The 11,437-nt window shown below is 55.4% G+C and carries 12 protein-coding genes and 1 pseudogene; 4 read left to right on the top strand and 9 right to left on the bottom strand.

Annotated elements, in window-relative coordinates; translation table 11 throughout:
* A pseudogene (locus tag B7444_RS16960) lies at positions 1-258 on the bottom strand (hypothetical protein); the annotation flags it as partial.
* A 577-nt stretch (positions 259-835) separates the two neighbouring features.
* Here B7444_RS16960 and B7444_RS14090 point away from each other — a divergent pair.
* A complete protein-coding gene (locus tag B7444_RS14090; protein ID WP_231502846.1) occupies positions 836-3,019 on the top strand; it encodes a Hint domain-containing protein in 2,184 nt (727 codons plus the stop codon).
* Positions 3,020-3,213: 194 nt separating this feature from the next.
* On the opposite strand, the gene B7444_RS14085 is transcribed toward B7444_RS14090, so the two are convergent.
* From B7444_RS14085 to B7444_RS14050, 8 genes are all read right to left on the bottom strand, one after another.
* Positions 3,214-4,866: an ArnT family glycosyltransferase gene (locus B7444_RS14085; RefSeq protein WP_007284344.1), complete on the bottom strand. Its 1,653-nt coding sequence runs from the start codon at positions 4,864-4,866 to the stop codon at positions 3,214-3,216.
* A 77-nt stretch (positions 4,867-4,943) separates the two neighbouring features.
* Positions 4,944-5,696: a glycosyltransferase family 2 protein gene (locus B7444_RS14080; RefSeq protein WP_007284345.1), complete on the bottom strand. Its 753-nt coding sequence runs from the start codon at positions 5,694-5,696 to the stop codon at positions 4,944-4,946.
* A gap of 4 nt (positions 5,697-5,700) precedes the next feature.
* Positions 5,701-6,201 carry a F0F1 ATP synthase subunit B family protein gene (locus B7444_RS14075; RefSeq protein WP_007284346.1) on the bottom strand — a complete coding sequence of 167 codons (501 nt, stop codon included), beginning with the start codon at positions 6,199-6,201 and terminating at the stop codon, positions 5,701-5,703.
* A 10-nt stretch (positions 6,202-6,211) separates the two neighbouring features.
* A complete protein-coding gene (locus B7444_RS14070; protein ID WP_007284347.1) occupies positions 6,212-6,772 on the bottom strand; it encodes a F0F1 ATP synthase subunit B family protein in 561 nt (186 codons plus the stop codon).
* Between the two features lie 8 nt (positions 6,773-6,780).
* On the bottom strand, positions 6,781-7,005 hold the full coding sequence (locus B7444_RS14065; RefSeq protein ID WP_007284348.1) for an ATP synthase subunit C family protein: 225 nt from the start codon (positions 7,003-7,005) through the stop codon (positions 6,781-6,783).
* Between the two features lie 46 nt (positions 7,006-7,051).
* On the bottom strand, positions 7,052-7,801 hold the full coding sequence (locus B7444_RS14060) for a F0F1 ATP synthase subunit A (protein ID WP_007284349.1): 750 nt from the start codon (positions 7,799-7,801) through the stop codon (positions 7,052-7,054).
* Entirely contained in the window at positions 7,779-8,147 is a 369-nt protein-coding gene (locus B7444_RS14055; RefSeq protein WP_007284350.1) for an AtpZ/AtpI family protein, read from the bottom strand. Before B7444_RS14055 ends, B7444_RS14060 begins: the two co-directional genes overlap by 23 nt.
* Before the next feature lie 146 nt (positions 8,148-8,293).
* Positions 8,294-9,808, bottom strand: coding sequence for a TSCPD domain-containing protein (locus tag B7444_RS14050; protein ID WP_035729642.1), 1,515 nt, complete (start codon positions 9,806-9,808; stop codon positions 8,294-8,296).
* 194 nt (positions 9,809-10,002) lie between these two features.
* Here B7444_RS14050 and mlaD point away from each other — a divergent pair, with 194 nt between their 5' ends.
* From mlaD to B7444_RS14035, 3 genes are read left to right on the top strand one after another with little or no spacing between them, the layout of a single operon-like run.
* Complete coding sequence (gene mlaD / locus B7444_RS14045) at positions 10,003-10,536, top strand: outer membrane lipid asymmetry maintenance protein MlaD (protein WP_224777870.1); 534 nt, start codon at positions 10,003-10,005, stop codon at positions 10,534-10,536.
* Complete coding sequence (locus B7444_RS14040; protein ID WP_007284353.1) at positions 10,533-10,754, top strand: hypothetical protein; 222 nt, start codon at positions 10,533-10,535, stop codon at positions 10,752-10,754. Before mlaD ends, B7444_RS14040 begins: the two co-directional genes overlap by 4 nt.
* A 2-nt stretch (positions 10,755-10,756) precedes the next feature.
* A complete protein-coding gene (locus tag B7444_RS14035; RefSeq protein WP_007284354.1) occupies positions 10,757-11,434 on the top strand; it encodes a DUF2155 domain-containing protein in 678 nt (225 codons plus the stop codon).
* Positions 11,435-11,437 lie beyond the last annotated feature (3 nt).

Raw genomic sequence — 11,437 nt, 5'->3', positions numbered from 1 at the left:
CGCCGCAACCGTCATCTTCTGGCTATGAGTCCTGAGCCTAGATTCGACTACCCTTTTTGCGATATCGTTAGGAATAAAACCATTTCTAGTTCTTAAAAAGAGGTTTTTCCCAATAATTTTTTCAAATTCTATACAGCTTTTCGATACTGCTGCGGGTGTTATAGACATAATATCAGAAGTATTCTTTAAATTTTGTATTTTATATAAATTTTTCACGACATCTAAGTGTCTAATTTTTATATTTGATTTTCTTTTCATATAAAAATTACGGCCTTTCTTAATAAAAAACAAATTTGTTCTTTTTTGACGAAATTTTACGTGGATCGTATTGGGCGCGGTGAGTGAGGGATTTGTCTTTAAATAAGAAAAATTTTCGAGGAACCCCTATGATACAATTTGTTTAACGCGGAAGTTTCAATAATTAATTGATATTTACATGCTTTAATGAAAGAAAAAATAAGATAAGTAATTGAATTTAATGGATTATTAAAATTTTCTCGTTGCGCATGGAGATATAAGGGGGGAAAGTTCATCAACTTTTTTTCTAACGTTAAAAAATTCATCACTTCCCGTATCTCTCAAAAATGTGCCTCTATCTGCATGACAAGATTCTTCAAACTGACTTGGGTGGAGATGTTTTTCTTTGGAGACTGAATATTTGTCTATTCAGATAAATATATAATTTTTCAAAATGAAAAACTCGAATTTTTAGTAAAAAACCAAGAAAATTAGAAGAATCTTTATTGAAATGGAGTATTGTTTATGAGTCACGTATCAAACGGCGTTTTGTATGTAGACGATTACATTCAGAGTGGAACTGATCCTGGAAGTTTCTATGGATCCAGTTTTTCGTCCGTTAATGTTTCTTCCGGGGGGGACATACGCAAAAGCAACTGTTATTATCGGAGGTACATTAATTGTACAGAGCGGTGGAAGTGCGTTCTCAGACACTATTTCATCCGGCGGAACGCTTACAGTTTTATCTGGTGGGTCTGGTAGCTATATTACTTTAGCTGCGGGTGCGACTTTTAATGTCGGAAATACTTATGACAATCAGCATCAAGCTTCTCTGACTGCTCTTTCGGGAACAACAATTAACGTTCTTTCCGGCGGAACGCTGCTGAACCCGGATGCCGTTAACCACGGTACCATCAATGTCAGCAAGGGAGGTGTCGTTAGCAACGCTATCATTTCAAGTGGCGGCGGCCTGACGGTTTCATCTGGCGGAACGGTGTCGACTGCAACGGTTAATGCTGGGGGATCTGCGACTTTCTCTGCAGGAGCTAGTACTTCAGCTCTGACGCTTAATGGTGGCACAATTGATACCTATGTCACCCCGAAGTTTGTTGCGGGCGGGGTCGTTAGCGGCACTCTGATTTTCGAGAGTGGTGTCAGCGATGGCGGCTATCAGAAACTCGGCACGGGCGTAACAATTCAGCTTAAATCTGGTGCATCTCTTTCTAACAGCACCATCGGTTCGGGAAACAATGTAACTGTCAGCTCCGGTGGCACGGCAACGGGCCTGGTGGCGAGCAGTGGCGGATCAATTTACGCCGCATCTGGTGCACACATTGGCACCACGACGGTTTCAAGTGGCGCAACTCTGAGTGCTGCTGCTGGAGCTACTCTTTCAGGCACTGTCACGACGACCAACGGTGCAAAGATTATCATCCCGACCACGGCTGGTGGCACTGTTAATCTGCAGGGTGACAGCAATGTCGGTCTGACTATTACGGGTTCGGGCAGCCCGACCACAGTGATCTCGGGCTTTTCCGCGAATACAACTGCTGGGACGTCAGACGGTATCACGCTGGAGAGCGTCAAGACTGCGGATGTCGTTGCCGTAAGCTATCCGGATACGGATCATGTTACGTTCACCCTGAAGGATGGTTCAGCCGTTTCCCTGAATATTATCGGGGTTAAGGATGTTGGTTATACCCTGTCATCGGATAGTAGCGGTGATCTTGTTTGTGAGGTCTGCTTCCTGGCCGATACTCTGGTGGCCGGGCCGAATGGCGACACCGCTGTTCAGAATCTCGTTCCAGGAGATATCATCACATCTTATCGTGATGGCGTAACGAGCAGCAGCAGAATTTCTTGGGCCGGGAAGGCTCACTGCGTGATCCGTCCTGAAAAAGCGGATGATGAAGCAGGCTATCCTGTGCGGATTGTTAAAGATGCAATCGCACTGGGTGTGCCTTTTAAGGACCTGCTTGTCACCTCAGAGCATTGCCTGTTCCTGGATGGAAAATTCATCCCGGCTCGCATGCTTGTAAATGGCCGTTCGATCTTTTTCGATAAATCCTTCACGTCTTATGACTATTTCCATATCGAGACCGAAGATCATTCAGTCATCGTGGCTAACGGTGCCTTGACGGAGAGTTATCTGGATACTGGAAATCGCCGTGCGTTCCGCCAGGAAGGGAATGTCTTTGTCCTTGGTCAGCAGGCTAAGTCCTGGGAAACAGATGCAGCGGCTCCTCTGGCAGTGTCTCGAGAGCTCGTCGAACCCGCATATCGCCTGATTGAGCAGCGTGCACAGGTACTTCAGTTTGAAATTCAGGCGCCTGCTATTAGTACGGTTGTCGAGAGTGATCTGCACCTGGTGTCCAATAATGGTCACCGGATTGAGGCGCTCCGGACGGTCGATGGACGCACCATGTTCATGATTCCGGACGGAGTGAATTCTGTTCAAGTTGTTTCGAACAATAGTCGCCCTTCAGACGCGATCGGCCCGTTTGTTGATGATCGACGCATGCTGGGTGTGTTGGTCAGTGACATTTCGTTCTTCGACAGTGGGGTGACAAAAAACATTTCAACTCATCTCTCTGACGACACTCTGAGTGGTTGGCATGATAGGGAGCATGCTTCAATGCGCTGGACGAATGGAAATGCGCTTCTTCCTCTTGGTGAACGCATGCCGGGCAGCATTGGTCTTCTTGCCCTCAAGATTGAGGCGGCAGGTCCTTATGTTGTCCGCAGTTCAGAGTCCGTGGATAATGTCTTGAAAATTGCCTGATATATCAGGTACCTACCCGCATCATGCGGGTAGGTTTTTATAATTCTTTACTGATCACGCTTTCTGAGATGACTGGCGTTAAATCGTCTCTATTCGCTTACCTAAATTTCTATGGCGAAGTGGACTGTACGAATCTGTTCTCAAGTGCCTGGAATTCCGAGGAGAGCATGTTCCATTTGGTTTAGTGAAAGATCTTAATCCGGGGCGAAAAGACCCAGATCGAGATGATGACCGTTTGAATAATTTAGGCCTTTGATCCGCCCGTATTCGACGACGCTCATTCCGCTTTTTGCTAGCGCATTCTGGAAAACCTTTTCGTCTTTTCGGTCTACGAGTGCGAGCGTGCATCGTGGGTTTTTTTGCAGGTAAAGGGCTGCCTCTGCTGGGCCGATCAACTGGGTCTGTTCACCGGCCAGAAAAACCAGACTCGGTTCAGAATAAGACGTGGAGACCAGCACGCTCTGATCGCAGGGTTTGACCTCTTCGAAAAGAGCGGCAACGCGAGGTGCCAGACGGATTGTCTGCAGGTTGGGTATGACAGCCAGGAAAAGACCTGCCTGTGCAATGACCGCAGCACCCATTGCGCAAAAGGCGGCCTGTTGCCGATGCTGGCGCAGTAACAGAAAAATTGCAGCTCCCATCAAGGGCAGTGTGCCGCAGAGAGCCAGACCTTCACGCAAGGAAAATACGTGTTCCATCTTGTAAAGGAGGACCGTACCAGCAACGCAGAACGCTACTCCGATGATAGCCCAGAGTACCCCATAGAATCCCAGAGCGGCTTTGCCCCACCGGGATAGAGGGGGAGTGGTCCAGACAGTGAGGGAGGCTGCTGTCAGGATTGCTATGGCTGGGTAGGTGGGGAGGACGTAGTGCGGTAGCTTAGTTGCGATGAGCTCGAACACGATCCAGTGGGGAATGATCCAGCTTAGCAGGAAGCGGACCTGTGGAAGTTTCCTGTTCTTCCAGATGGCAGGGAGTGCCAGGGCTGCAAACAAGGATCCTGGCCAGAAAGCCAGTGCAAAAACCAGCAGGTGGAAGCCGGGAGGAAGTCCGTGCGCTTCCTGGCCGTGCGCGACTTTGCCCAGGAAGTTTCGGCCGATGGCGCGTGAGAAAAAATCGCCGTGGCTAACGACTTCAATTGCGATGCACCAAGGTACAACCACGGCACCCATGAGAAGCCAGCCCCAGCTGGGACGGAGACGGGACCACCATGTCTTGTCTCGTTCCACTGCCCAGAGCGCCAGTGGCGTGCCGAAGCCGGGAATGAGAACGACGGGCCCTTTGAGCATAAGCCCAATCCCTAGGGCCAACCAGTAACCGCATGCGACCAGAACCGGGGTAGGGATATTTTTCTGGCGATCAAGAAAGGCACGCAGAAGCATCGCTTCAAAGCAAAGGACGTCCAGCAGCAGGACCGTATCGATCGTCGCCATATGGCTTTCGGCGACGAAGAGCGTTGAGACCATCAACAGGCCGGCTGCCATCAGTCCGGTCGTTGCTCCGAACAGGACTGTTCCCATCCAGGCTGTCAGCGGAACAATGAGAGTGGCTGCCAGAAGACTTGGGATACGGTAAGGCCAGGTTTTTCTCAGGACGTCGGGGCCAAAAAATTCCTTGGCGACTTGTGCCGAAGAGGATTCCAGCCAGTAGATGCCTGCGGGCTGAAGGTAACGGGGTTTGTCCTGAAAACGAACATCCACGAAATTACCGGACGTCAGCATCTGCTCGGATGCTTCCATATATCTCGGCTCATCCCGATCGAGCGGAGGCAGAGTCATGCGTCCTGACAGGGTGAGCAGAAATGTTACCAGCCCGAGAAGGGCATAGTGCCGGAATGTCAGTTTCATGGTGAGGCTCCGTTCCGGTCCATCGGGGAATGGTGGACGGAGACGGGCCTAAAGACCATCCCCGATCCGTGGATGGATCAGTGTTCGGTCAGATGGTCAGGCAGGTGAGTACGGTTCTGTAGCCACATGACACCCAGCAGATCGCGAATGCCAACAAGAGCCCGATTGAAGTTGGTGTATTTTGAAGAACCGTGCAGGCGCGCGCGATGCTGGACTTCATGGCAGATCAGCGGTGCACCGTAATGTCCGAGCAGTGCTGGCAGGAAACGATGGACACCCTCGAACTGCGGAATACGCAGGAACATCTCGCGGGAGAAAAGCTTGAGGGGAGCCCCGGTATCGGGACAGCCATCGTTCAGAAGTCTGCGGCGCAGGCCATTGGCAAGCTTTGTGGCGACACGACGTGACAGTCTGTCATTCCGCTTGCGACGAACGCCTACTACCAGCGGGGGATGGGAGTTGGCTGTACGAGCCAGTTCCAGCATCCGGATGATGGAAGACGGATCGTCCTGCCCATCACCGTCGATGGTTGCCATCCATTCTCCATGGGCCGCGGTTGCGCCTGTTCTCAGGGCTGCGGATTTTCCAAGGCGACGGGGGTGGCCGATGATTCGGAGATTGGGAAGATACTGTTGCCGGGCTTCGAGAAGCTTCTGGACAGTGGCGTCTGTGCTACCATCGTCAACGACGACAATTTCAGTATTTTCCGGAAGGCGGTCAAGAACTCCTGCGAGTTCCTGACACACCGGGAGTATATTCTCCGCCTCGTTCAATACCGCCATGACAATGGAAAGAGTCACGGATGTCTGCGATGGACGGAGGGCTGTCATAGGCTCAGGCCGCGGAACGGCGCAGAGCTTCCGGAAGGTTCTGAATGCTATGCTCAATCAACTGGGCAGCAACGTCCGGGCTTTCGGAAAGGCGGGAAGCCACAACGTCACGTGCTGCGGAAATGGCGATTGCCGTTGCACGCTCCTGAACTTCGCGGATGGCAGCGCGCTCGGCCGCTTCAATGCGATCATGCGCCATCTTCTCGTAACGAGCAGCAGCGGCTTCCGCTTCGTGACGGGCACGTTCTGCAAGAGCAGCAGCTTCCGTTTCGGAGCGGGCGATCATGGCCTGCGTTTCAGCAAGCGTCTTTTCGCGTTCGCGGGTTGCATCTTCCAACATCTGCTCGGCTTCACGACGAAGGCGTGCTGCTTCATCGAGGTCACGACGGACGCCCTCTGCACGGGCATCAAGATGGCTGGTGATGACGGCCCAAAGCTTGCGACCGAAGATCACAAAGAACAGGACAAAAGCCAGGGCGGTCCAGAAACGGGGTTCTTGGAACATCGTCGTCTCCTTAAGCGCTGACGCGTTTGACGGCGCTGGCGATAGTCTGCTCGTCCTGTTCCCCGATCAGACGGGAAACAAGGTTCTGGGCGGTACCAGTAGCGATTGCGGGCAGGCTGGACAGTGCCTGTTCGCGGGACTGGGCGATCCGGGCCTCGGCGTTCGCAATATCAGCTTCGAGACGCTTGGCGGTTTCCCGTGCGTGCGCTTCGGCGCTGAGGCGAGCCTCGTTCTGGATGCGCTCTACATTGGCCCGGGCCTGTGCGGCCGCTTCATGGCGGGTGCTCAGAAGTTCGGCGCTTGCGCGGTCGGACTCTGCTTTCGCACGGCGGGCAATATCGAGGTCATTCTGGATGCGGGTGCGTCGGTTGGACAGCACGCGCTCGATCCGCGGCAGAGCGGAGCGGCTGAGGACAATGTAGAAGCCGGCAAAGATGACGGCTCCCCAGACGACCTGTCCGATCAGCAGCGGATCATGGACGTTCAGCTGGGGCATGCCCGCAGCCACAGCTCGGCCCGGCACAGCCGCCAGCGGAGCGGCGAACAGGAAAAGACGTGGCGTGCGGTGCATGTTCGACCTCAGGCGAACAGGATCAGGAAGGCGATCAGCAGCGCGAACAGAGCAACAGCTTCTGTCAGCGCGAAGCCGAGCATGCCGAGGCCGAAAACGTGCGGGCGGGAAGCCGGGTTGCGAGCAATGGAGCTCACGAGCGTCGAGAAGATGTTGCCGAGGCCGATGCCCACGCCTGCGAGGGCGATAACTGCAATACCGGCGCCGATGTCACGAGCGGCTTGAACGTCCATGGTCAGGTTCCTTTAGGGTCGATACAGGGGTTGTGCAAAACCGCGCTCAGTGAGCGACGGCCTCGCGCAGATAGATGCAGGTGAGGATGGCGAAGACGTATGCCTGAAGCACACCCACCAGCAATTCCAGAGCCGTCAGCGCAATGTTGATCGCGATCGGGGCAACGGCCAGGATATGACCGAAGAAGCCCAGACCGGCGAGCATGATCGTGAAGCCGGCAAACATCTCGAGCAGAACGTGACCGGCCACCATATTGGCGAACAGACGGATCGACAGGCTGACGGGGCGAGAAAGGAAAGACAGGATCTCGATCGGCACGAGCAGCGGCGACAGCCATACAGGGGCGCCAGCTGGCATGAAGTGCTTGAAAAAACCCAGGCCCTGGAAACGCAGGGAGGCCAGGATCGAGATCAGGAACACCGTGACGGCCAGCGCAAGGGTCACTGCGATATGGCTCGTGTAGGTGAAGGAAAAGGGAAGGAGGCCGAGATAGTTACCGGCCAGGATGAAGAAGAACAGAGCGAACACGAACGGGAAAAAAGCAGCGCCTTCTTCGCCCATCGTGCCGATGGCAAGGTCGTGAATGAAGTCATAGCCGATTTCTGCTGCGGCCTGGAGACGGCCGGGAACGACGGAGGCCGGGCGCATTCCGATGAAGAGGAATGCGAGCACCAGCACAACGGCGATCAGCATGAACAGTGGAGACTGTGAGAACCGCAGAGCTTCGCCCAGAGATCCGAGAACCGGATGGAGCTCGAACTGTCCGAGCGCGTCAATCGTCGATCCGGCTGCCACGCTGGCTTCTCCCGTCATCTTTTGGCTCGGGTACCATGCCCGGCCCATTCAACACCCGCCAGACATTCATCATGCCGGCACCAAAACCCAACAGGGCAAAAATCAGCAGGAACAAGACCCTGTAACCCAGCCAGCGGTCAAGAGCGTAACCTAACGCCACACCAACCGCCAAGCCAGCTACGAGCTCTGTTCCGACCCGGATCGCTACACCGAAAGATGCAATCGAGCTGCTATCGTCTTCGATGGACTTTGTGGAAAACTCTTCCGCCCGAGGGTCAAGCTTCTTCCTTGCGCGGTTAAGGCGCTCATCGAAGTTGCCATCCTCATTGGAAGGGGCGTTTCCCACGCTGTCTGATCCCTTACCCTGTGCGCATCCTTCTTATCCGGGCGAAATGTCCGGATTCCTTCTCAGCGCAGGCGCTAGCTACCGACGAGTCCGCGGGCTGTCAATGTATTCCAGCCACACGGAGGTCTGTAGACGCCATTTCTTCATCAACTTACCAGTCTGAGGCGCCGTCCACGTGGGGTATCACCCGACGAGTGATCGAATGGCAGCATGGGAGAGGGATCTTCCGAACTGGGTTCGATCTGGGGAGCGTCTGGCATGTGCTGTCCGAGATAGGCTTCGGACAGCGTGCGGAACGCATAATCCAGCATTGACGACGCATATGCGGTACCCGGGTCGCCCTCGACCGTTCCGGCGGGGCCGAAGCGCGTATAGGCGAATCGCTCCACAAAAACTTCCAGCGGTGCGCCAAACTGCAGCCCGATGCTGACGGCCTGGCCCAGGCAATCCATCAGGCCGCGTGCCATGGGGCTTTCACGTGTTGGGATGATGCTGACTTCGCCCAGTGTGCCGTCTTCAAATTCGCTGGTGCGCATGAACAGGTTGTGACCACCGACGGCCGTTCTTTGCGTGAAACCCGTTTGGCGCATGGGAAGGGGACGACGGACGCCACGTTCCAGCTTCGCTCTGAGATTCGCAATCTCCGGTTCTGGAAGTTCCGGCAGGAAGTCGACGGAGCGTTCCAGCGCACGATGCATTGCCGTGTGTGCCTCAGGGCGCGTGGGCGGCAAAGGAGTCTCGCCTGCAAGGGCCATGGCGAGGGCAGATTCGGGGGTCAGGCCACGATGGGCAAGCCGCGCAAGCGTCGAGGGGCGAAGGTGCCCGTCTTCCCGTAATGGGGAAAAGACAGGAGCCAGTCCGCAGGATTCTGCACCAAGGAGAGCATCTATGGCCCCCGGAGCAGAAAATCCTGTTTCAACGGGGGAAAGATGTCGTCCTTCCAGAGAGGCGCAGGCCTGAGCGGCCAGACCACGAAGATCGGGGAGGGCGGGGCATCCTGGAATTGGCGGTAGCGACAGATCCGTGCCGGCGCGGGCTATGCTTGTTGCGAGCGCGGCAATGGCCTTGGCGGCATTGCGTCCTTCATCGCTGTCATAGTCCAGCCCCATGGATGCAAGGCAGGCATCCAGATCCGTAAGCAGAATGAGACCGGCGGGTTCATCCGAGGGATCAACGGGAAGGTCGAACAGTGGAAGTTCGCCGGTGCGCTCAATGCGTGTGGCAGCATGCAGGCGACGCAGGGAATCACAGGCCAGCTTCAGGCAGGCGACAAAGTGCTCCGGTGCAAAGCCGTCATCCTGAACAAAGCCGGACAGGCGAACGATAAAGCCTGGTGTTTCGTCCGGATGGCGTTCCCAGAGCGCGATATTGGGAGCGAGCTGCCTCATCAGCAGCAGGCATGACAGGCTTCGGCCCGGTGCCGGGGTGTTGGCTGGCGTACCCGGAAGTGGTGGACACGCGTCGATCATATCGACCCAGCGTGCCGCTTCCGTCGAGAGGCGGAGGGGGCCACCGTTCTGTGTGATCTGGGCCAGAGCCTGGGCGGCGTCATCCTCCCAGGCAGCCGGAAGGGTGACGGAGCGCGTGGCGCTGTCGTCCGGATCGGTCGTGACCCGAAGCGTTCTCATCCGAACGCCGGTCCAATGAAGACGGGCTGTCATGCTGCGAATCTACGCTTCGTACCCGGCGCCCGGAAGCCGGAAAACAGGTCTTTTTGCTCCGTTAATGGGTGGGAACATGGGGATATGGGGGATAACATTTTTTGAGAAAGATAATCTCTGTTTCCAAAGGGAGGGTTGGACGGAGGCAGCGGAGTCCGCTAGTGCAGGAAAATGAATTTTTCGAAGGTGATGTCATGAGCGCAGCCACGGGAACCGCGCGCCCCGCCGCTCGTCACGATCGGCTGGAACTTCTGGCCGGAATGCTGGTGCTGGCTTTTCTGGCTGGAATGCTTGCTCTGGCCATGCTGGGGCATCATCAGACCAATGATGGTGGCTATCAGGTCCATGCGTCTTTCAGCCAGATTGATGGTCTGAATGTGGGCTCGGATGTGCGTCTGGCTGGTATTACGGTCGGGCATGTGACGTCGGAAGTCGTCGATCCGAAGACCTTTCAGGCGAAAGTGACCTTCACGTTGTCTCCGGACGTGAAGTTGCCGACGGATTCTGCTGCGATCATTACCTCTGACAGTCTTCTGGGGGGCAAATACATTGCCCTTTCTCCCGGTGGAGCAGATGCGACGGTCAAGGCAGGTGGTGCCCTGACAGAGACGCAGGGGTCCATCAGTCTGGAGCAGCTTCTGAGCAAGTTCATCTTCTCCGTAACGGATACGCTTCAGAAGGCCCAGAAGACCCAGAAGCCTGCTGGCAGCCTTTCGGACGAACCGTGACGCCGGAAGATTTTCTTTGGCTGGACCATGACGGGCAGCCGGTGGCCTGTGTTGAGAAGGTCCGTGTCCTGAGGGAAAATGATGCCGAATTGCGGCAGGCTCTTCAGGATGCGTTTGAGGATGGGATTCTGATGGGGGTTTCACCCGAGGCCATGCGTCGATCCTTTGCGGTGATGCTGGCAGACCTCACAGACCCGACGGCCAAAGGAAAAGACTGATCATGACCAAACGTTCTTTTTCTGCTGGCATAGCGCTTCTGGCTCTGGGCGTAGCGCCGTTCGCTCATGCTGCAGTCGGGGTTGCTCCTCCTGCAATGTATCCCGCCAATCTCTGGCAGGGGCGTACGCAGGCGGTCATCCGTGTGCTGGACCGTCTGGATGCGCATATTGAGACGTTGACTGTTCCGGTTGGAGGGACGGCCTCATACCGGACGCTTTCCGTAGCGGTTGAAGCCTGTGTCAGTCGGCCTGAAACATTGCCTGCTGATTCCGGAGCGTTACTCCATCTGCGTGATACGGGGGATGCGGAGCGCTCACCCTTTGATGGCTGGATGCTCCAGAATGAGCCGTCAGTCGCGACTTATGGCAGCCCGCTCTATGATGTGCGTGTTGTTTCCTGTGCGGGGGACAAGGTTGCGCCGGATGCTGGTCCGCTGCCGGCCACAAAAACGCCGCAACTCACTGACACAAATGCACCAGAGGAAGAGGGAGGGGACGATCAGTCTCGTTCCGCTCCTTCGTCTGAGGGTGGTCCGGTTCCATTGGCTCCGGATACCCATGCCCCCATTCCTCTCGCGCCTCCGAGCGGTGGGGCACAGTCCCTTGTGCCTTCTGCACCGCAGGCTCCGCCTTCCGGGCAACCGTTGCCCCCTCCTGAGGCTGATCCCGGTCTCGAATAGACG

Origin of the sequence: Gluconobacter thailandicus F149-1 = NBRC 100600 (assembly GCF_000964465.1) — a bacterium.
GTDB lineage: Bacteria > Pseudomonadota > Alphaproteobacteria > Acetobacterales > Acetobacteraceae > Gluconobacter > Gluconobacter thailandicus.
Note: the sequence above shows the minus strand (reverse complement) of the source record. Positions and strands in the feature narration are given on the sequence as shown.

Coding starts and splice junctions, on each gene's coding strand:
- B7444_RS14035 (WP_007284354.1), top strand. CDS start 10,757: ATGACCAAACGTTCTTTTTCTGCTGGCATAGCGCTTCTGGCTCTGGGC.
- B7444_RS14065 (WP_007284348.1), bottom strand. CDS start 7,005: ATGGACGTTCAAGCCGCTCGTGACATCGGCGCCGGTATTGCAGTTATC.
- B7444_RS14070 (WP_007284347.1), bottom strand. CDS start 6,772: ATGCACCGCACGCCACGTCTTTTCCTGTTCGCCGCTCCGCTGGCGGCT.
- B7444_RS14080 (WP_007284345.1), bottom strand. CDS start 5,696: ATGACAGCCCTCCGTCCATCGCAGACATCCGTGACTCTTTCCATTGTC.
- B7444_RS14075 (WP_007284346.1), bottom strand. CDS start 6,201: ATGTTCCAAGAACCCCGTTTCTGGACCGCCCTGGCTTTTGTCCTGTTC.
- B7444_RS14085 (WP_007284344.1), bottom strand. CDS start 4,866: ATGAAACTGACATTCCGGCACTATGCCCTTCTCGGGCTGGTAACATTT.
- B7444_RS14090 (WP_231502846.1), top strand. CDS start 836: ATGGATCCAGTTTTTCGTCCGTTAATGTTTCTTCCGGGGGGGACATAC.
- mlaD (WP_224777870.1), top strand. CDS start 10,003: ATGAGCGCAGCCACGGGAACCGCGCGCCCCGCCGCTCGTCACGATCGG.
- B7444_RS14050 (WP_035729642.1), bottom strand. CDS start 9,808: ATGACAGCCCGTCTTCATTGGACCGGCGTTCGGATGAGAACGCTTCGG.